The sequence below is a fragment of the Aneurinibacillus sp. XH2 genome (assembly GCF_001439585.2).
GTDB classification, from domain to species: Bacteria; Bacillota; Bacilli; order Aneurinibacillales; family Aneurinibacillaceae; genus Aneurinibacillus; species Aneurinibacillus thermoaerophilus.
Genome location: NZ_CP014140.1, coordinates 3,283,254 through 3,301,769 on the forward strand (window position 1 = coordinate 3,283,254; position 18,516 = coordinate 3,301,769).

The following is an 18,516-nucleotide window of genomic DNA, read 5'->3' on the forward strand; positions in this document are numbered from 1 at the left end:
CTCCCCCCCTCTACACTTTCTCCCTGACGTTTTTGCCAAACAATCCGTACGGCTTAAAAATCAGAATTAGAATCAAAACGACAAAAGCAACCCCATCTCTCCACAGCGAATATCCGACAGCGCTGACCAAAGATTCCACCACGCCAAGGACCAAGCCGCCCACCATCGCGCCTGGAATAATTCCGATACCGCCCAGCACCGCTGCAACAAACGCTTTAAGGCCTGGAATAATCCCCATTAGCGGGTCAATTTTGACATAATAAATTCCGAAAATAACGCCAGCCGCGCCGGCCAACGCCGATCCGATCGCAAACGTTGCCGAGATGGTATTGTCGACATTAATTCCCATCAAACGAGCAGCTTCTGCATCGTATGAAACCGCTCTCATTGCTTTTCCTATTTTTGTTTTGTGCACAATAAATTGCAGAATAACCATCAACGCAAGCGAAACGCCGAGAATGAATAACGACTGACTATTAACGGTCACTCCAAAAATTTCAAAGCTTTTATTCGGAATCACATCAGCCGGATACGCTTCCGGTTGTGCTCCCCTTATATAAACCGTGCTATATTCAATGAACAACGAGACGCCAATAGCTGTAATCAGAGCGGCGATTCTTGTCGCATTGCGCAGCGGCTTATATGCGATCCGCTCAATCAACACGCCGAAAATCGCGCAGACGACCATCGCGAACAACAGTGCAGGAAAAAAACTCAGCCCCATGACGGTAACCGCATAAAATCCAACAAAAGCACCCACCATGAAAACATCGCCATGTGCAAAATTAATGAGCTTAATAATTCCATAAACCATCGTATAACCAAGTGCAATTAAAGCATAAATACTTCCTAGTGAAATACCGTTTATAAGCTGCTGTACCAGTTCCATGTTCCCACTCCTTCCAGGCAATGCTTTCGCGCGACAACGCGACAATGTGCCCCTTACATTTCGAATGGGGGGCAAGCCCCCCATTCGTATACTTACGGATTAATTTTTGTTTTAAATACTTGCTTCCCATCTTTGTACTCTAAGATTGTAGCTGACTTAATCGGGTTATGCTGCTCATCCACGCTGAATTTTCCTGATACAAGCTGCAAATCTTTTGTTTGCGCCAGAGCGTCTTTAATCTTAATCGGGTCTAAATCACCAGCCCGCTTAAGCGCGTCAGCTAGAAAATAAACGGAATCATACCCTAAAGCGTTAAATCCATTAGGAGATTTTCCGTTGTACTTTTCCTTAAAAGCTTTGACGAAGTTTTGAATTTTCGGATCCGGATCATCGGATGAGTAGTGGACGATCGTGTACGCATTGTTCAGCGCATCTTTTCCAGCCAGTTCAACCAACGTCGGAGAATCCCAACCATCTCCACCCATCAATACTGCTTTAATTCCCAGTTCACGCGCCTGTTTCACAATTAGACCTACTTCTTCGTAGTATCCAGGAATAAAGATGAACTCAGGGTTTGCGGATTTAATGCGCGTGAGCGTAGCACGAAAGTCAGTATCCTTTGCCACATACGCTTCTTTCGCTACCACTTTCCCGCCATTTTCTGTAAACTTTTTCTCAAATGCGTCCGCTAAACCTTTCGCATAATCACTGGAGCTATCGGAAAAAATAGCGGCTGTCTTCACTTTCAACTCTTTCGTTGCAAAATTTGCTGCCACTTTTCCCTGAAACGGATCAATAAAGCAGGTGCGGAACATAAAATCATTCACTGACCCGTCATCATTTACCGTAATTTTTGTGCTTGTACCGGCAGTTGTAATCACTGGCGTTTTATTCTTGGTAGCCACCTCAACCTCAGCCAAAACAGCCCCGCTTGTAGCCGGCCCGATAATCGCCGCTACTTTCTCCTGACTGATCAGCTTAATTGCGGCATTGGTCGACTCAGCCGGGTCGGACTTATTGTCAACTTTTACCACTTCCAGCTTTTTGCCGTTGATCCCGCCATTCTTGTTAATTTCCTCCACAGCCAGTTCGATCCCCTGACCAGAAGATTGGCCATACGATGCAGTTCCCCCAGAAAGCTCAAGGTTCGCTCCGATTTTAATCGTATCCCCAGCTGCGCCCTGTCCGCCTGAAGCGGATGTATTCGCATCTTTCGTCCCGCCGCTGCAACCAACTGCTATTCCGGCAGATAGCATGAGAGATAAAAGAATACCTGTGACTTTTCTTTTCTTCATCATGTGCCCCCTATTTTTCAAATAAAATCTCCTTTTTCAAAAAAGCAAAAATATCTTATTTCTAAACAAATCCCCTCCCTCTATATTGTATTTTTGAATCAGAAAATAAAATTTATTTTTATTAATAAAAAACCTATTATTCTGAAAATATTGTACATCATTATTGTGTCTTCGTCTAGTAATATAGTATTTTGTATCTAAAAAAAGTATAACTTTTCGCATAAGTATTTTTTTATTGTTACTATACTTCTAATAGTACTATTAAAATCTTACGCTTTTTCCAAGGAAAAGCCATACAGCCTATGCATATTCCCTTTTTCTTTCCACATGCTAAGAAAAGAATGTACAGTTTTCAGATATAGGGGGACTGCAAAATGAAACAAAATGTAGGTATATGTGACGCACTCATCCGGATTACATTCGGACTCATGGGCCTTTCTTACGGCATAGCCCGTCTTGCCCGCTATCCTTACCGGACTTCTACATGTGTGTTGATTATGCTCAGCGCCCTGAAAGTAGCTGAAGGTATTACCCGCTTCTGCCCGCTGCTCGCGCTGCTTGACATCAGCACAATAAACGGCGAAAATAAACGTCCATATCGCATCCGCAGTTATCCACGCTGCCGGCGATAAGCGAATAAACACGCACAAAGGAGGAAGCACATATGGATCGACTTATGTGGGAGGTTGTAAGCGACAATTTATACGTCATTCTAACCATTGTCGCTTCTGTTATTGTCGTAGCTATAATGTGGGCTAAAAATGGGAAGTCGCGCGGTCGCTATAAATCATAGCAACCGCGTGGCTTCGCCTTTGCCGATTATTTTGTTTTTTCTTCCGCTCGGCGCAACGCTTTCGCCCCGATATCGGTGCGGTAATGCGCACCTACAAACGAAATTCGCTTTACTGTTTCATACGCTTTACGCTGGGCTTCAGACAAATCTTCTCCGATCGCGGTCACGCCAAGCACGCGACCGCCGCTTGTCACAATGCGACCGTCCTTCTCAGCCGTTCCGGCGTGAAACACGATCACGTCATCCGTATTTTCCGGCAGTCCGGTAATTTCGCGGCCTTTCAAATAAGAACCAGGATAACCTTCAGACGCCATAATGACGCAAACTGTTGCGTCTTTTTTCCATTCTACACGGCACTCATCTAACCTTCCATTCACTGTCGCGAGAAAAATATCGGCCAAATCGCTCGCGAGACGCGGGAGTACAACCTGTGTTTCCGGATCACCAAAACGCGCATTAAATTCAATGACTTTTGGTCCTTTGTCCGTAATCATCAATCCTGCATACAAAATGCCACGGAACGGACGCCCTTCAGCCACCATCGCTTTAGCCGTCGGAATGACGATTTCATCAATGGCCCGACGAACAACCAACTCGTCCATATGCGGTACCGGAGAATACGTTCCCATACCACCTGTGTTCGGGCCTCTGTCATCGTTAAACACCGGCTTGTGATCCTGCGACGGCACCATCGGAATAACCGTTTCGCCATCTACAAACGACAGCAGCGTCATTTCCTCACCGGCCAGATATTCTTCAATGACAACGCGGGCGCCAGCGCCTGAGAACACATCATCCACCATCATCGCCCGCAACGCTTCTTCCGCCTCCTCAAGCGTAAACGCCACGGTTACGCCTTTACCTGCTGCCAAACCATCCGCTTTAATAACGATCGGCGCGCCCTGCTCACGTACGTAAGCAAGGGCCGCTTCATAATCAGTAAAAGCACAGTACGCGCCGGTCGGAATGTTATACTTCTTCATTAGCTCTTTAGCGAACGCTTTACTGCCTTCAATCAGCGCCGCCTCTTTTTTGGGTCCAAAAATTTTTAGCCCCTGTTCCTCAAAATAATCCACAATGCCGCCGAGCAGCGGGTCTTCCGGACCGACTACCGTCAGCTCGATGCTTTCTTTTTTCGCAAACTCCGCAAGAGCCGCAAAGTCATTGACACCAATCGGCACGCACTCGGCCACCTGCGCGATACCAGCGTTCCCCGGCGCGCAGTAAACGCGAGATACCTTCGGGCTTTGCGCCAGCTTCCATACAAGGGCGTGTTCGCGACCGCCACCGCCGACAACGAGTACTTTCATTGAATTTACTCCCTCTCTTTACTTTAGTGTTTGAAATGGCGGATCTTCGTAAATACCATCGCAATGCCGTGCTCATTCGCCACTTTGATGGAGTCTTCATCGCGAATGGAACCACCCGGCTGAATCACTGCGGTAATACCCGCTTTCGCGGCTTCTTCTACCGTATCCGGCATCGGGAAGAACGCATCAGACGCCAGTACGCTGCGAAACGCTTTATCGCCCGCCTGCTCGATCGCGATACGCGCTGCACCCACACGGTTCATTTGTCCCGCGCCCACGCCGATTGTCATATTATCTTTGGCGAGAACGATGGCATTCGATTTCACGTGTTTTACGACTTTCCACGCAAACAGCAATTGTTCGATTTCCTTCTTCGTCGGCTTGCGATCCGTCACGACTTCAAGGTCAGCTTCTGTAATTTGTTTCGCATCTTCGCTCTGCACCAGCGCGCCACCTTCGACGCTGGTCAACTTCCACGCAGCTTTGTCTTTTGCCGTCAGATCTCCGAGTTCCAGCAAGCGTAGATTTTTCTTCTCCTGCAAAATTTCGAGCGCTTCTTCGGTAAAGGAAGGTGCCATGATGATTTCAAGAAAGATTTCCTTCATTTGCAAGGCCGTTTCTTTATCGATCGGACGGTTCGCTGCGATGATCCCTCCAAAAATTGAAACCGGATCAGATTCGTACGCCTTCTGGTACGCTTCCAGAATCGTTGCTCCTATGCCCACACCGCAGGGATTCGTATGTTTCACTGCGACAATAGCCGGTTCGCTAAATTCCTTGACGATCGCAAGTGCGGCGTTGCCGTCATTGATATTATTGTAAGACAGTTCTTTGCCGTGCAATTGCTTGGCGGTAGCAATATTGCCTTGTCCTGCGAGCGGTTCACGATAAAAGGCTGCGGTCTGATGCGGATTCTCACCGTAACGAAGATCCTGCACTTTCTCATATGTTACCGTATAGCTTTCCGGCAGTTGCTCCCCAACCTGTTCAGTTAAGTATTGAGAAATAAGTGCGTCATAAGCGGCTGTATGGCGGAATACTTTGGCCGCTAATTTACGCTTCGTTTCATCCGATACGCTTCCGTTCGTCTGGATTTCTTCAAGCACTTTGCTATAATCGTCCGCATCTACAATCACCGTTACATATTTATGGTTTTTCGCCGCGGAACGGAGCATCGTCGGCCCACCGATATCAATGTTTTCAATCGCTTCGGCGAATGCTACGTTTGGCTTGCTGATCGTTTGTTTGAACGGATACAGGTTAACAACCACAAGATCAATCGGCGTAATGTTATGCTCGGCGATTTGCTGAACATGTTTTTCATTGTCACGTACAGCAAGCAATCCGCCATGAATATGTGGATCCAACGTTTTTAAGCGCCCATCAAGAATTTCAGGAAAGCCGGTTACGTCAGAAATGCCGATCACCTTTACTCCTTCTTTTTGTAGCAGAGCAGCTGTACCGCCAGTGGAGATAATTTCTACACCCAGTTTCTCCAGTTCTTTGGCGAACTCTATGATGCCTGTTTTATCCGATACGCTAATCAATGCGCGTTTTACCTGTACTGCACTCACAGTTTTTCCACTCCTCTACCGTATTCAAAATCTTCCGCATCAACACGTACATGTCGTCCATCAAGATGAACCTTGCCGTCTACCAGAAGCTGAATCACCTGAGGAAGCAAATGGTGCTCTTCCCGATGAATGCGCGCCGCCAGCGTTTCTTCCGTATCGCTGCCGTACACTGGAATAGAACGCTGCGCGATAATCGGCCCCGTATCCATGCCTTCATCCACAAAATGGACAGTAATTCCTGTAACTTTCACACCATAGCGTAAAGCCTGACCAATAGCATCTTTTCCAGGAAAAGAAGGCAGGAGAGACGGATGCAAATTGATAATGTGCCCACCGTACACTTTTAAAAGCGTGTCACCGATCAAGCGCATGTAACCCGCAAGTACGATAAGCTCTATACCAAACTCTTCAAGCTGTTTGAGAATTTCCCTTTCAAAGCTTGGCTTGTCCGGATAATCTCTGGCGGAGAACACAAACGTCGGCACTTGGTAAGAATCCGCCCTCGTAAGCACATATGCGCCAGGCCTGTCACAGACAAGCAGTGCTACTTCCACATCGGTTAGCGTCCTGTTCCTAATAGCTTCCATAATAGCAGCGAAATTTGAGCCGCTTCCAGAAGCAAAGACGGCGATTTTCATTACCAATTCCCCCCGCCAAAGCGTACATCTTGCTCTCCCTGTACAATCCGGCCAATTATCTGCGCCTTCTCTCCCGCTTCCTGCAATACGCGGAGCGCTTCGGCCGCCTCATTTTCCCGAACGATGGCAATCATGCCAATCCCCATATTAAACGTACGAAACATGTCTTTTTTCGATATACGCCCTTTCTCTTCCACAAGCGTAAACACCGGCGGAATATCCCAGGAGCCGTACTCGATTTGAGCCGCTGTTCCTTCCGGCAAGATGCGCGGAATATTGTCGTAAAATCCACCGCCGGTAATGTGCACAAAGCCGTTCACCCGCACTTTTTCCAGCAAAGCAAGGCACGATTTCACGTAAATGCGCGTCGGCGTCAAGAGCGTCTCCCCCAGCGTACCGCCAAGTTCCGCCACGTTATCCGTCAGTGACATTCCAACGTTGTCCAGCAGAACCTTGCGCACAAGCGAAAATCCGTTGCTATGAACCCCGCTGGAAGCCATACCGATGATCACATCGCCAGGCTTGATGTTTTTGCCGTCGATGATCTCATCAGCATCCACTACACCTACGCTAAAGCCCGCAATATCATACTCCGATTCGTCATACATCCCTGGCATTTCCGCGGTTTCGCCGCCGATAAGCGCGCACCGGGATTGCTCGCATCCGTCGGCAATTCCTTTGACAATCGCTTCGATGCGTTCCGGGACAACTTTGCCGCAGGCAAGGTAATCAAGGAAAAACAGCGGCTCAGCGCCCTGTACCACAATGTCGTTGACACACATGGCGACCGCGTCAATTCCAATCGTATCATGCTTATCCATCGCAAATGCGATTTTCAATTTCGTTCCTACCCCATCCGTGCCCGATACGAGCACCGGCTTTTTATATTTGCTTGTATCAAGGCCGAAAAGCGCGCCAAAACCACCCAAGTCAGTCAAAACCTCCGGGCGGAATGTGCGCTTGACATGTTTTTTCATCCGTTCAACCGCTTCGTTGCCGGCGTCAATGTCCACTCCCGCCTGCTTGTAAGCTTCACTCATGCTTTCTCCCCCTATTTTTCCACGCAATTTTTCGTTTCTTCGTAAATTTCTGTCGGGTAATAACCTGTGAAGCAGGCCAGACAATGCCCGCGGTTCGGAGCCGTATCGTTGCGCCCAATCGCTTTTACCATACCCTCTTCAGACAAAAAATACAGCGAGTCAGCTCCGATAAACTCCCGGATTTCTTCAATTGATTTCTTCGCTGCAATGAGCTCTTCCCGGCTGGAGGTATCAATTCCATAAAAACACGGATTGGTAACCGGCGGGGAGCTGATACGTACATGCACTTCTTTTGCTCCCGCTTCGCGCAGCATTCTTACAATTCGGCTGCTTGTCGTGCCGCGCACAATGGAATCGTCAATCATGACGACGCGCTTGCCTTCCACGACTTTACGCACCGCGCTCAGCTTCATCCGCACGCCGCGAGCTCGCATTTCCTGTGTCGGCTGGATAAACGTCCGCCCAACATAACGGTTTTTAATCAGGCCAAGCTCGTACGAAATGCCTGCCGCTTCCGCGTATCCGATCGCCGCGGAAATGCTGGAATCCGGTACCCCGGTGACAACGTCAGCTTCCACCGGGGCTTCTTTGTACAGCTGGCGTCCCAGCTCTTTACGGGCCAGATGTACGTTAATACCGCCGATATCGCTGTCCGGGCGTGCAAAATAAATGTACTCGAATGAACAAATCGCGCGTTGGGACTGGCCGGCAAACCGTTCGGAACGAAGGCCCTCTTCGTCCATAATGATCATCTCTCCCGGCTCTACGTCGCGAATATACTCGGCTCCTACCGTTTCAAACGCACAGGTCTCAGAAGCGACAACGTATGCGTCATCAATTTTTCCGAGCGCAAGCGGGCGCAGACCGTTCGGATCAAGCGCAACAATCATTTTGTTTTCCGTCATAACAAGCAGGGCGTACGCGCCTTTAATCATGCGCAGCGATTCTTTTACCGCCTGTTCAATCTCATAACCGGAACGCGCGATCAGATGGGCAATCACTTCCGTGTCGCTTGTTGTCTGGAAGATGGAGCCCTGACGTTCCAACTGATGGCGCACCTGCGTGGCGTTTACCAGATTGCCGTTGTGCGCGAGCGCCAGATTGCCCCCTGTGTATTTGAAGACAAGCGGCTGGGCGTTTTCAAGCTTACTTTCGCCCGCCGTTGTATAACGCACGTGCCCAATTGCCATCCGTCCGCGGATTCTGCCTAACTCCCCGCCGCTGAACGCCTCTGTTACCAGGCCCATGCCGCGGTGAGAAGTAAATTTCTCCCCATCGGACGCGCAAATCCCGGCGCTTTCCTGACCCCGGTGCTGCAGTGCATGAAGTCCGTAATATGTCAATTGCGGCGCATCGGGGTGGTTAAACACCCCGAATACGCCACATTCTTCGTTCAATTTATCCCACAATTCATCATGTTCCATCATGAATGCATCAGACATGCAATCGCACCCTTCCAAGCCGCTTTCAGTTCTTCCAGCGGCGTGTTGATCAATTCGCGTCCGTTTACCGTTACTTTAATTGCATCCGTGCCTACCGTACCGATCCGCGTACACAGTATGCCGTTTGCCGCCGCCAATTCCCGCACTTTTTCCACGTGTTCCGGTTTCACGCTCAGCAGTACGCGGGATTGTGATTCGCTAAACAACGCAAAATCCGGGCGAAGGTCAATATTCCAATCAACGCTCGCCCCGAGACCAGGCTGCGCCGATTCCACCAAAGCAATAGCAAGCCCGCCTTCTGCTAGATCATGGGCGGAAGCGATCAGTCCCTGCTGAATCGCCATAAGAACGGTTTTTTGCAATCTTTTCTCCGTTTCCAGATCAATGGACGGCGGCCGTCCAATAATCGAACCATTCATCTGTTTCTGATATTCTGTACCACCGATTTCCGCTTTTGTCTCGCCGAGCAAAAGCAGGACGTCCCCTTCATTTTTAAACGCCTGTGTCGTGATATGATCCACGTCGTGAATCAAACCAACCATACCAACAACCGGTGTTGGATAGACGGCTTCACCGTTCGTTTCATTGTACAAGCTCACGTTACCCCCGATAACCGGAGTTTCAAGTACGCGACACGCTTCACTCATACCGTCGACCGCTTTTTCAAATTGCCAGAAAATCTCCGGCTTTTCTGGATTGCCGAAGTTCAGACAATCGGTCAGGCCAATCGGCTCTGCACCGGAGCAGACAACATTGCGCGCCGCTTCTGCGACCGCAATCGCGCCGCCTGTTTCCGGATCAAGGTATACGTAACGCCCGTTACAATCAATGCTCATCGCCAGCGCTTTGCGCGTGCCGCGGATGGTAATGACGGCCGCATCAGATCCTGGTACAACAGCAGTGCTGGTGCGCACCATATAATCGTACTGATTATACACCCATTCTTTGCTTGCCACCGTTGGCGCGGACAGCACTTTTTTCAACGCTTCCGTATAATCGGCAGGCTCCGGCAAGTTTAATGTGTCCACGTTCCGATATTCGTTATAGTAAACCGGCTCCTGTGAAGGCTTGCAGTATACCGGAGCGTCATCAGCAAGACTTTTCACCGGAACTTCAGCAACGACTTCCCCTTTGTGCGTAAGCCGCAGCATGCCATCGTCCGTCACCCGGCCCACAACCGCAGAGTTTAATCCCCATTTCTTGAAGATTTTCTCCACTTCGGATTCACGGCCTTTTTTCACGACAAGAAGCATGCGCTCCTGTGATTCGGATAGCATCATTTCGTACGGTGTCATGCCTTTTTCGCGCTGCGGTACCAGATCAAGGTTTAGTTCCATGCCGTTTCCGGCTTTGCTAGCCATCTCTGCGCTTGAGCATGTCAGACCTGCGGCTCCCATATCCTGAATGCCGACAACCGCATCCGTCTCCAGCAGTTCGAGGCAGGCCTCAAGCAACAACTTTTCCATGAACGGGTCACCAACCTGCACCGCCGGCCGTTTCGCTTCTGATTCTTCATTTAATTCCTCCGAAGCGAATGTCGCGCCGTGAATGCCGTCGCGTCCGGTTGCAGCACCTACATACATAACTGGGTTGCCAATTCCTTCCGCCACGCCTTTTTGGATTTTATCGTGGTCAATGAGACCTACGCACATCGCATTTACGAGCGGATTTCCTTCATAGCACGGGTCAAAAGCAACTTCGCCACCTACTGTCGGAATGCCCATGCAATTGCCGTAACCCGCGATTCCTGCCACCACGTTTTCAAACAGATATTTCGTGCGCGGCTTATTCAGTTCACCGAATCGAAGGGAATTCAACAGGGCAACCGGACGTGCTCCCATTGAGAACACATCGCGAATAATACCGCCCACGCCGGTCGCAGCTCCTTGATACGGTTCAATCGCAGACGGATGGTTATGACTTTCCACTTTAAATACAACCGCCTGACCGTCGCCGATGTCAACAATGCCTGCACCTTCGCCCGGTCCCTGCAATACGCGCGAACCGGATGTCGGAAAGCGGCGGAGCACCGGTTTGGAATTCTTGTAGCTGCAATGCTCGGACCACATGACGCTGAACAAGCCTGTCTCCGTGTAATTCGGTTTTCGGCCAAGAATTTCAACGACTTTAGCATACTCTTCGTCAGTCAAACCCATTTCACGGTAAATTTTTCTATCGGCGATCTGTTGCGGATTAGGCTCTATATGTGACACCGTTCTTCTCCCTCCAGCTCTGTAAAATCGAAGTAAACATGCGCTTTCCGTCCGCTGAACCGAGCCATTCGTGCACAGCCCGCTCCGGATGCGGCATCATGCCCAGCACATTGCCCGCTTTATTGATAACCCCGGCAATGTTCTCAATGGAACCGTTCGGATTGTCGCCGTTATAACGGAATACGACTTGATGATTCGCTTTCATTTCTCGCAATGTCTCTTCATCGCAGTAATAATTACCGTCACCATGCGCGATCGGAATACGGATAATCTCACCCTCTTCATACTGTGAAGTAAATGGTGTTTTGTTGTTCTCTACGCGCAAGTTCACAATCTCGCAGCGGAATTTCAGACTTTTATTGCGACGTAACGCACCTGGTAGCAGGCGTGCTTCCGTCAGTATCTGGAACCCATTGCATACGCCCATGATCAGTTTGCCTTTCTCCGCCGCTTCGCGCACCGCGTTCAACACAGGTGCCATGCCGGCCATCGCTCCGGGGCGTAAGTAATCCCCATAAGAAAATCCGCCTGGGAGGAGAATGCAATCGAATTCATCGAGATTGTTCCGGGTATACCATACATATTCAACCGGCTCCCCAAGACAATCTTCCACAGCCTTGTACATGTCAATATCACAGTTCGAACCGGGAAATACGAGGACTGCACTCTTCATCGCTTACGCCTCCACCAATTCGAAACGATAGTCTTCAATTACCGTGTTCGCGAGCAGTTTTTCGCACATTTCTTTCAGGCGTTCTTCCGCTGCTACGCGATCGTTTACATTCAGTTCAACTTCCATGTATTTACCGATACGAACATCGTTTACTTCATCGAATCCCAAGGAATGCAAGGAGCCTTTTACGGCATTTCCCTGCGGATCAAGTACGGACTCTTTCAATGTTACATATACAACGGCTTTAAACATGTGCTTCTCCTCCAATACGTTTTAAAATTTCCTTATAAGCGTCTTCCACGTTGCCCAGATCGCGGCGAAAACGATCCTTGTCCAGCTTTTCTTTCGTATCTACATCCCAGAAACGGCACGTATCCGGCGAAATTTCATCCGCTAACAGAATGTTTCCATCTTCAGTACGACCGAATTCCAACTTGAAATCAACCAAAATAATGTTGCGCTCCCTCATATATGCGGTGAGTATTTCATTGATTCTGAGCCCCATCTCGCGCAAATATCGGCGTTCTTCCTCCGTTGCAATGCCGAGCACATCAATATGTGAATCATTAACGAGCGGATCGCCAAGCTCGTCATCCTTGTAATAAAATTCAACGACCGGTTGAGAAAGTTCTGTCCCTTCCTCCATACCAAGACGCTTGGCGAGAGAACCCGCTGCAATATTTCGTACGACAACTTCCAACGGGATAATGTCTACTTGCTTTACCAGTTGTTCGGTCGACGATAGCTCTTCAATGAAGTGATTATCAATGCCTTTCTTTTTTAACATACGGAAAAAAATTGAAGTTATACGGTTGTTCAGTTCGCCTTTTCCCATAATCTGAGCCCGCTTTTCTCCGTTAAAAGCGGTGGCATCGTCCTTGTATTGCACCCAGAAAACTCCTGGCTTATCTGTGCGATAAATCCGTTTCGCTTTTCCTTCATACAGCATTTCGAGTTTTTCCATCGTTTTTCTCCTTCTAGGCTTCTGGCCCGATCATTCCCTTTGTTTTTACAATCTATTGCCAATATTGAAAATATAATTCATTTATTAACTTTTATAAATTTGAAAGGACTGACATTCTTCCTTTTCACAGACTTTTTTCTGACGAGCTTCAGCCCTGTGTTTCACAAAATGAAACGATATTACAATTGTTCTCCTATTCGAGATACCTGCATATTTTGCGGGATCGCTTGAAGAAGAACGGAGCGCATACATTCGCTTAGGCACGCTAAAAAAACCCGGCCAAGAAAAGGAAGAGATGTCAGTCAGCCTTACTTTATAACCCGAGACGCTCAAAAATCGTGTCTACATGCTTCAGATGCCAGCTATAATCAAAACAATCGTCGATTTCTTCTTTCGATAACAACGATTTTACTTTCTCATCAGCTTCAATCAGCTCGCGAAACGGACGTTGTTCTTCCCACGCTTGCATTGCGCGCGGTTGTACCGTATCGTACGCTTCCTCACGGCTTAAGCCCTTATCAATCAACTTGAGCAAAACACGTTGCGAATAAATGAGGCCAAAGGTACGATCCATGTTGCGTTTCATATTTTCCGGGAATACTGTCAGGTTTTTCACGATGTTGCCGAAGCGATTCAGCATGTAGTTGATCAACTGCGTCGCGTCCGGTAAAATCACGCGTTCTACAGAAGAATGGGAAATGTCGCGCTCATGCCAGAGCGGAACGTTTTCGTAAGCTGACAGCATATGTCCGCGAATCACACGCGCCAGACCGGAAATGTTTTCGCTGCCAATCGGGTTGCGCTTGTGCGGCATCGCGGAAGAGCCTTTTTGTCCCTTGGCGAACGCTTCTTCCACTTCCCGCGTCTCGCTCTTCTGCAAACCGCGAATTTCTACTGCGAACTTGTCAAGCGATGTCGCAATAAGCGCCAGCGCTGCCATGTATTCGGCGTGACGGTCGCGCTGCAGCGTTTGCGTAGAAATCGGTGCCGGTTTCAAGCCGAGCTTTTTGCACACGTACGCTTCCACAAAAGGGTCGATGTTGGCATACGTGCCGACCGCGCCGGAAATTTTGCCAACCGCAATGTTTTCTTTCGCGCGGCGGAACCGCTCAAGATTGCGCTTCATTTCCTCATACCAGAGCGCCATTTTCAAACCGAACGTAGTCGGCTCTGCGTGTACGCCGTGCGTACGTCCCATCATTACGGTATATTTGTGTTCTTGCGCTTTTTCCTTCAAAATTTCAATAAAGCGGACAAGATCTCGTTCGATAATTTCATTCGCCTGCAAAAGCAAGTATGAAAGCGCGGTGTCCACTACATCGGTAGACGTCAAGCCGTAATGAATCCATTTTTTCTCATCGCCTTCGATCGTTTCCGATACCGCCCGGGTGAATGCCACCACATCATGGCGCGTTTCCTGTTCAATCTCATAAATGCGGTGGATATCAAAGCGGGCGTTTTTCCACAGCTTCTCAACATCTTCTTTCGGAATAACGCCCAGTTCAGCCCAGGCTTCGCAGGCCAAAATTTCGACTTTCAGCCATGCGTTGAATTTGTTTTCTTCCGTCCAAATCGCCGCCATCTCCGGGCGGGTATAGCGTGGAATCATGTTACGTATCCTCCCTTGATTTACTCCCAGATTTGTAATTCTTCTATTTGCTGTAACGCAACCTCAACCGACTCCGCCAAGACATTCATATGTCCCATCTTCCGCTTCGGCTTGCTGTCTTTTTTGCCATATAGGTGCAGTTTTGCGGAGCGAGGAAGCGTCTCTATTTTATCAAGAACATGTTCAAGATGCTCGCCGAGAATATTGACCATGACAACCGGGGTTAAAAGCTTCGGATCTCCAAGCGGCAGATCACAAATCGCGCGGATATGCTGCTCAAACTGCGAAGTCACGCAAGCATCCATCGTATAATGCCCTGAATTATGCGGGCGCGGCGCCAGTTCATTAACCAGCACTTTATCGTTCGCCGTGACGAACATCTCCACCGCGATTAGCCCGACCACTCCTAGCTTCTCTGCAATTGTTTTAGCCAATTCCTCCGCGCGTGCCGTCACATTTTCCGTAATACGCGCCGGAACAATGGACAGATGCAAAATATTTTCTCGGTGAATGTTCTCGGCCACCGGAAACGTCCTAATTTCACCCGAAACACTGCGTGCCGCAATAACCGAGATTTCTTTCGTAAAAGGCACGAATTGTTCGATAATAATTTCCGTACCGGCTTTGGAAAGCTCGCGGTAGGCGGATACGGCTTCTTCCGCCTGGCGAATAACGTATTGACCTTTTCCATCGTAACCGCCGGTCGCCGTTTTCATAACCGCCGGCACTCCCAATTCGCGAATCGCATGATCCGCATCTTGCTCATTCTCTATGACACGGAAAGGAGCCACCGGAATTCCGAACGAAGCCAGCGTTGATTTTTCCCGAATCCGGTGCTGGGTCACACGCAAAAGACTGCTTCCTTGCGGCACGTATGATTTTTCCTCTAAAATCGCCGCTACATCCGCATCCACATTTTCAAATTCATACGTAATCACATCGCTGGCCTGCGCCAGTTCCATCGCTCCTTCGACGTCATCGTAACGGGTCGCAACGTGCTTATCCGATACCTGGGCACACGGGCAATCTTCTGTCGGATCAAGCGTAGCGAAACGATAGCCGAGCGCGCGACCAGCAAGCGCCATCATTCGTCCCAGTTGACCTCCCCCGAGTACGCCAATCGTGGCGCCAGGCGTAATGATTTTTTTCTTACTCATAATGGCAATTCCGCCTCCAGCACTTTTTGTTTAACGGCCTCCCGATGCGCCATAAAACAATCACGAATTTCCGGATATTTGTTTCCTAGGATTTGTGCGGCGAGCAACCCTGCATTGATCGCTCCGGCCTTTCCAATCGCGACTGTGGCGACCGGAACACCGCCTGGCATCTGCACGATCGAAAGCAGTGAGTCAAGGCCATTCAACGTTGAAGATTTCACGGGTACGCCGATAACCGGAAGCGCCGTTTTGGAAGCGACCATGCCCGGCAAGTGCGCCGCGCCGCCAGCTCCCGCAATGATAACTTCCAATCCGCGTTCCTCTGCTTTCTCGGCGTATTCAAACATCAAATCCGGTGTCCGATGAGCGGATACCACCTTTTTTTCGTAAGGTATTTTCAATTTTTCCAGAATGGCACATGCTTCTTGCATCGTATCCCAATCTGACGTGCTCCCCATAATCACACCTACAAGCGGCTGATTCATCTATATGCAATCCCCCTTATTTCCCTTAGTATGTTTCCTTTGTCAGAAAAACCTCAGAGACTGCTAGCTTTTTCTTCTTACTTCATGATTTTCACAAGAAAAGCTCGCGGACGTTGCCGGTCTTTCTCTCCTTCCGTACCACACGCCTCGCATGTTTTTCCTCATTTACTTATGGAAAGAAAGTATATGTTTCTTTATCACTATAAAGCAACATATACCTTCTTATACGACAAAAAAAGCCCAGGCGGTAGATTTCCCCTTAAATAACGGGAAACCTACCGCCTGGGCTTTTATCCCTACGGTGTAGCGTGCTATCGCACGCCTGAATCGCTCGGACCTACAGCTCTGCCTTCGGCTGCGGAACCCTAGATTCACTTTCCGCTTAATTCACTTTTAGTTTAACAAGCAAATCAAGGCTCGTCAAGGAAATTACCGAACATTTAACGTTTTTTTAAATAATATTATTCGCTATTACAAAATTCTAGTAAAGAAAACATGACGCATACCAAGCCCTATTCTAACTCTTTTTTAGCCACCAAAAAAGACCGCCCGAAAGGCGGTCTTCCTGCATGTTATGTTATGCATTAACTATCGCAAGCGCAAGCGATAATAACAAGCAGGATAAACAACACCAGAATCACACCGATTACGTCATCTCCATTGAAAAAGCTCATTCATTTCACCCCTTTCTAGCGTGCTGTCTAAAGCATCAGGGGGTTCAATCACCCGTATTACAACGTATGCCACCTGACCGGTAAGGGTTTGGACACCCGCCTACCCCGTTGTTATCTGGCAGAAAAATCGGCGGATACCTATTTTTTCTTCATCGGTCACAGGCGCAAGCAATAATTACAAGCAAGATGAACAACACCAGAATTACGCCAATCTCTTCTCCAAATCCTCCAGAACAACTCATTTGCCTCACCCTTCCTTCTTATTAGGAATTTAGCTATTACACGAGCAAGCGATTACCACCAGCAGAATAAAGAGGATTAAAATCACCCCAACTTTATCTCCATTTCAGCAACTCACGTTGTGTCGATACCCTCCCTTCAGCAAGGCCCTTGAATCACTTGGCATGTTACATACTATGTCCTGAACAGGCAGACTGTTTGGACGTCCGCCCATTTTTATCCAAAAAAAAGAGCCTATTCTAGGCTCTGGCTCTTACCGTTCATCTTGATATTGCTGTTGAATACGTAAAATTTCAGAAAGATTTTCAAAAAATAGCCGCACAATCAAGGGATCAAAATGTGTTCCGCTTCCCTGGCGAATGATTTCATACGCTTTCTCATTTGGATATGGCGCTTTATACGGCCTGCGGCTTGTCAAAGCGTCAAACACATCTACAACGGCCACAATTCTTCCGCTCAGCGGAATATCGGCGCCAGACAAACCACGTGGATACCCGGTTCCGTCATATTTCTCATGGTGTGATAATGCGATTTCACTCGCCAGTTTAAGCAACTGCGAATCGGAACCACTTAAAATTTTATGTCCGATTACGGTATGTTGTTTCATCTTCTCAAATTCTTCTTTCGTCAACTTTCCCGGCTTAAGAAGAATACGATCGGGTACGCCAATTTTCCCGATATCGTGCATGGGACTGGCTTGAATCATCAGATTAACCTCTTCTTCACCCATGCCCATTGCCCGGGCCACTACCCCACAGTAATGGCTAATGCGCTGAATGTGGGCTGCTGTTTCTGGATCTTTAAACTCGGCAGCTGCCGACAAACGTTCTACGATCTCTCGATGACTGTCCGCCAATTTGCTATTCAACAATTGCAGCTCGTTAAGCGCTTGCTGCAACTCGGCCGTCTGACGCGCCACTTCGTTTTCCAAGCGCTGTTTGGCGACAGCCATTTGTTTAGAATAGTGGCGCATGCGTAGCAACGTTTGCACCCTTGCATACATCTCATACTTATCAATAGGCTTGTTCAAAAAATCGTCGCTACCTTCCTCCAGCGCTTTGATTTTATCTTCTTTACTATCAAACGAAGTAAGCATAATGACAGGAATATACCGTTCTTTCATCGCTCTGATTTCACGAAGCACTCTGTATCCGTCCATGCTAGACATCGCAATGTCAAGCAGAACCAAATCTATATCTTCATTCTCAAGAATGCACAGCGCCTCCGTGCCCGTGCAAGCGGAAAACACACGATAGTTTCTTTCGGATAAAAATTGCTCGATAATATCTAAATGGCATTCTTCGTCATCAACAATTAGCACGCTAAATGTTTCAATCCACATTTTTTCTTTTATATTATCGGTCGCAAAAGGGAAAAAGCCCATCGCCTCCCCATCTCCTCCCGGTTTATATACGCCTACTTTAAGGCTCCTTTCAAGCAAACGGCAAAGCGCAATTCTTTACAAGCTTCGCTGTCGAACTAAATATTCCTAATGAACCTCCCTCCAGTTGCAGAAATAA

The 18,516-nt window shown here is 48.4% G+C and carries 19 protein-coding genes; 2 read left to right on the top strand and 17 right to left on the bottom strand.

Annotated elements, in window-relative coordinates:
- Positions 1-10: 10 nt before the first annotated feature.
- Complete coding sequence (locus tag ACH33_RS16255) at positions 11-889, bottom strand: branched-chain amino acid ABC transporter permease (protein WP_057899945.1); 879 nt, start codon at positions 887-889, stop codon at positions 11-13.
- Between the two features lie 92 nt (positions 890-981).
- On the bottom strand, positions 982-2,184 hold the full coding sequence (locus ACH33_RS16260) for an ABC transporter substrate-binding protein (RefSeq protein ID WP_057899946.1): 1,203 nt from the start codon (positions 2,182-2,184) through the stop codon (positions 982-984).
- Positions 2,185-2,558: 374 nt separating this feature from the next.
- Here ACH33_RS16260 and ACH33_RS16265 point away from each other — a divergent pair, with 374 nt between their 5' ends.
- Together ACH33_RS16265 and ACH33_RS20405 are read left to right on the top strand one after the other, a co-directional pair.
- Entirely contained in the window at positions 2,559-2,816 is a 258-nt protein-coding gene (locus tag ACH33_RS16265; RefSeq protein WP_057899947.1) for a YgaP family membrane protein, read from the top strand.
- A 32-nt stretch (positions 2,817-2,848) separates the two neighbouring features.
- Positions 2,849-2,977 (top strand): EYxxD motif small membrane protein, encoded by a 129-nt coding sequence (locus ACH33_RS20405; protein WP_257721577.1) that lies wholly within the window; start codon positions 2,849-2,851, stop codon positions 2,975-2,977.
- Positions 2,978-3,003: 26 nt separating this feature from the next.
- On the opposite strand, the gene purD is transcribed toward ACH33_RS20405, so the two are convergent.
- The 15 genes from purD to ACH33_RS16330 all read right to left on the bottom strand — a co-directional run bounded on the left by purD (position 3,004) and on the right by ACH33_RS16330 (position 18,437).
- The gene (gene purD / locus ACH33_RS16270) at positions 3,004-4,287 is read right to left on the bottom strand and encodes a phosphoribosylamine--glycine ligase (protein ID WP_057899948.1); all 1,284 of its coding nucleotides are present in this window, start codon (positions 4,285-4,287) and stop codon (positions 3,004-3,006) included.
- Positions 4,288-4,310: 23 nt separating this feature from the next.
- A complete protein-coding gene (gene purH / locus ACH33_RS16275; RefSeq protein ID WP_057899949.1) occupies positions 4,311-5,861 on the bottom strand; it encodes a bifunctional phosphoribosylaminoimidazolecarboxamide formyltransferase/IMP cyclohydrolase in 1,551 nt (516 codons plus the stop codon).
- Positions 5,858-6,499, bottom strand: a complete 642-nt coding sequence (gene purN, locus ACH33_RS16280) for a phosphoribosylglycinamide formyltransferase (protein ID WP_175493595.1) — start codon at positions 6,497-6,499, stop codon at positions 5,858-5,860. Before purN ends, purH begins: the two co-directional genes overlap by 4 nt.
- Positions 6,499-7,539 (bottom strand): phosphoribosylformylglycinamidine cyclo-ligase, encoded by a 1,041-nt coding sequence (purM, locus tag ACH33_RS16285; RefSeq protein ID WP_057899951.1) that lies wholly within the window; start codon positions 7,537-7,539, stop codon positions 6,499-6,501. Before purM ends, purN begins: the two co-directional genes overlap by 1 nt.
- 11 nt (positions 7,540-7,550) lie before the next feature.
- Positions 7,551-8,981 carry an amidophosphoribosyltransferase gene (purF, locus tag ACH33_RS16290; RefSeq protein ID WP_408863278.1) on the bottom strand — a complete coding sequence of 477 codons (1,431 nt, stop codon included), beginning with the start codon at positions 8,979-8,981 and terminating at the stop codon, positions 7,551-7,553.
- Positions 8,963-11,194: a phosphoribosylformylglycinamidine synthase subunit PurL gene (gene purL / locus ACH33_RS16295; protein WP_057899952.1), complete on the bottom strand. Its 2,232-nt coding sequence runs from the start codon at positions 11,192-11,194 to the stop codon at positions 8,963-8,965. Before purL ends, purF begins: the two co-directional genes overlap by 19 nt.
- Positions 11,175-11,867: a phosphoribosylformylglycinamidine synthase subunit PurQ gene (purQ, locus tag ACH33_RS16300; protein ID WP_057899953.1), complete on the bottom strand. Its 693-nt coding sequence runs from the start codon at positions 11,865-11,867 to the stop codon at positions 11,175-11,177. The genes purL and purQ overlap by 20 nt, the downstream gene beginning before the upstream one ends.
- Before the next feature lie 3 nt (positions 11,868-11,870).
- Entirely contained in the window at positions 11,871-12,119 is a 249-nt protein-coding gene (gene purS / locus ACH33_RS16305; protein WP_057899954.1) for a phosphoribosylformylglycinamidine synthase subunit PurS, read from the bottom strand.
- Entirely contained in the window at positions 12,112-12,831 is a 720-nt protein-coding gene (purC, locus tag ACH33_RS16310) for a phosphoribosylaminoimidazolesuccinocarboxamide synthase (RefSeq protein ID WP_057899955.1), read from the bottom strand. The genes purS and purC overlap by 8 nt, the downstream gene beginning before the upstream one ends.
- A 313-nt stretch (positions 12,832-13,144) precedes the next feature.
- Positions 13,145-14,440: an adenylosuccinate lyase gene (purB, locus tag ACH33_RS16315; protein WP_057899956.1), complete on the bottom strand. Its 1,296-nt coding sequence runs from the start codon at positions 14,438-14,440 to the stop codon at positions 13,145-13,147.
- A gap of 20 nt (positions 14,441-14,460) precedes the next feature.
- Complete coding sequence (gene purK, locus ACH33_RS16320; RefSeq protein WP_057899957.1) at positions 14,461-15,597, bottom strand: 5-(carboxyamino)imidazole ribonucleotide synthase; 1,137 nt, start codon at positions 15,595-15,597, stop codon at positions 14,461-14,463.
- Entirely contained in the window at positions 15,594-16,082 is a 489-nt protein-coding gene (purE, locus tag ACH33_RS16325) for a 5-(carboxyamino)imidazole ribonucleotide mutase (RefSeq protein WP_057899958.1), read from the bottom strand. The genes purK and purE overlap by 4 nt, the downstream gene beginning before the upstream one ends.
- A gap of 584 nt (positions 16,083-16,666) precedes the next feature.
- The gene (locus tag ACH33_RS18885) at positions 16,667-16,756 is read right to left on the bottom strand and encodes a sporulation protein YjcZ (RefSeq protein ID WP_082706113.1); all 90 of its coding nucleotides are present in this window, start codon (positions 16,754-16,756) and stop codon (positions 16,667-16,669) included.
- Positions 16,757-16,905: 149 nt separating this feature from the next.
- Positions 16,906-16,998, bottom strand: a complete 93-nt coding sequence (locus ACH33_RS20240) for a sporulation protein YjcZ (RefSeq protein ID WP_082706114.1) — start codon at positions 16,996-16,998, stop codon at positions 16,906-16,908.
- A 251-nt stretch (positions 16,999-17,249) separates the two neighbouring features.
- Entirely contained in the window at positions 17,250-18,437 is a 1,188-nt protein-coding gene (locus ACH33_RS16330; RefSeq protein ID WP_204244844.1) for an HD domain-containing phosphohydrolase, read from the bottom strand.
- Positions 18,438-18,516: the final 79 nt, after the last annotated feature.

Excerpts from the sequence above, each read along its gene's own strand:
- ACH33_RS20405 (WP_257721577.1), top strand. The coding sequence starts at position 2,849 with ATGGATCGACTTATGTGGGAGGTTGTAAGCGACAATTTATACGTCATT.
- ACH33_RS16260 (WP_057899946.1), bottom strand. The coding sequence starts at position 2,184 with ATGAAGAAAAGAAAAGTCACAGGTATTCTTTTATCTCTCATGCTATCT.
- purC (WP_057899955.1), bottom strand. The coding sequence starts at position 12,831 with ATGGAAAAACTCGAAATGCTGTATGAAGGAAAAGCGAAACGGATTTAT.
- ACH33_RS16265 (WP_057899947.1), top strand. The coding sequence starts at position 2,559 with ATGAAACAAAATGTAGGTATATGTGACGCACTCATCCGGATTACATTC.
- ACH33_RS16255 (WP_057899945.1), bottom strand. The coding sequence starts at position 889 with ATGGAACTGGTACAGCAGCTTATAAACGGTATTTCACTAGGAAGTATT.
- ACH33_RS18885 (WP_082706113.1), bottom strand. The coding sequence starts at position 16,756 with ATGAGCTTTTTCAATGGAGATGACGTAATCGGTGTGATTCTGGTGTTG.
- purB (WP_057899956.1), bottom strand. The coding sequence starts at position 14,440 with ATGATTCCACGCTATACCCGCCCGGAGATGGCGGCGATTTGGACGGAA.
- purD (WP_057899948.1), bottom strand. The coding sequence starts at position 4,287 with ATGAAAGTACTCGTTGTCGGCGGTGGCGGTCGCGAACACGCCCTTGTA.
- purQ (WP_057899953.1), bottom strand. The coding sequence starts at position 11,867 with ATGAAGAGTGCAGTCCTCGTATTTCCCGGTTCGAACTGTGATATTGAC.
- purS (WP_057899954.1), bottom strand. The coding sequence starts at position 12,119 with ATGTTTAAAGCCGTTGTATATGTAACATTGAAAGAGTCCGTACTTGAT.
- ACH33_RS20240 (WP_082706114.1), bottom strand. The coding sequence starts at position 16,998 with ATGAGTTGTTCTGGAGGATTTGGAGAAGAGATTGGCGTAATTCTGGTG.
- purN (WP_175493595.1), bottom strand. The coding sequence starts at position 6,499 with ATGAAAATCGCCGTCTTTGCTTCTGGAAGCGGCTCAAATTTCGCTGCT.
- purK (WP_057899957.1), bottom strand. The coding sequence starts at position 15,597 with ATGAGTAAGAAAAAAATCATTACGCCTGGCGCCACGATTGGCGTACTC.
- purF (WP_408863278.1), bottom strand. The coding sequence starts at position 8,981 with ATGTCTGATGCATTCATGATGGAACATGATGAATTGTGGGATAAATTG.
- purM (WP_057899951.1), bottom strand. The coding sequence starts at position 7,539 with ATGAGTGAAGCTTACAAGCAGGCGGGAGTGGACATTGACGCCGGCAAC.
- purE (WP_057899958.1), bottom strand. The coding sequence starts at position 16,082 with ATGAATCAGCCGCTTGTAGGTGTGATTATGGGGAGCACGTCAGATTGG.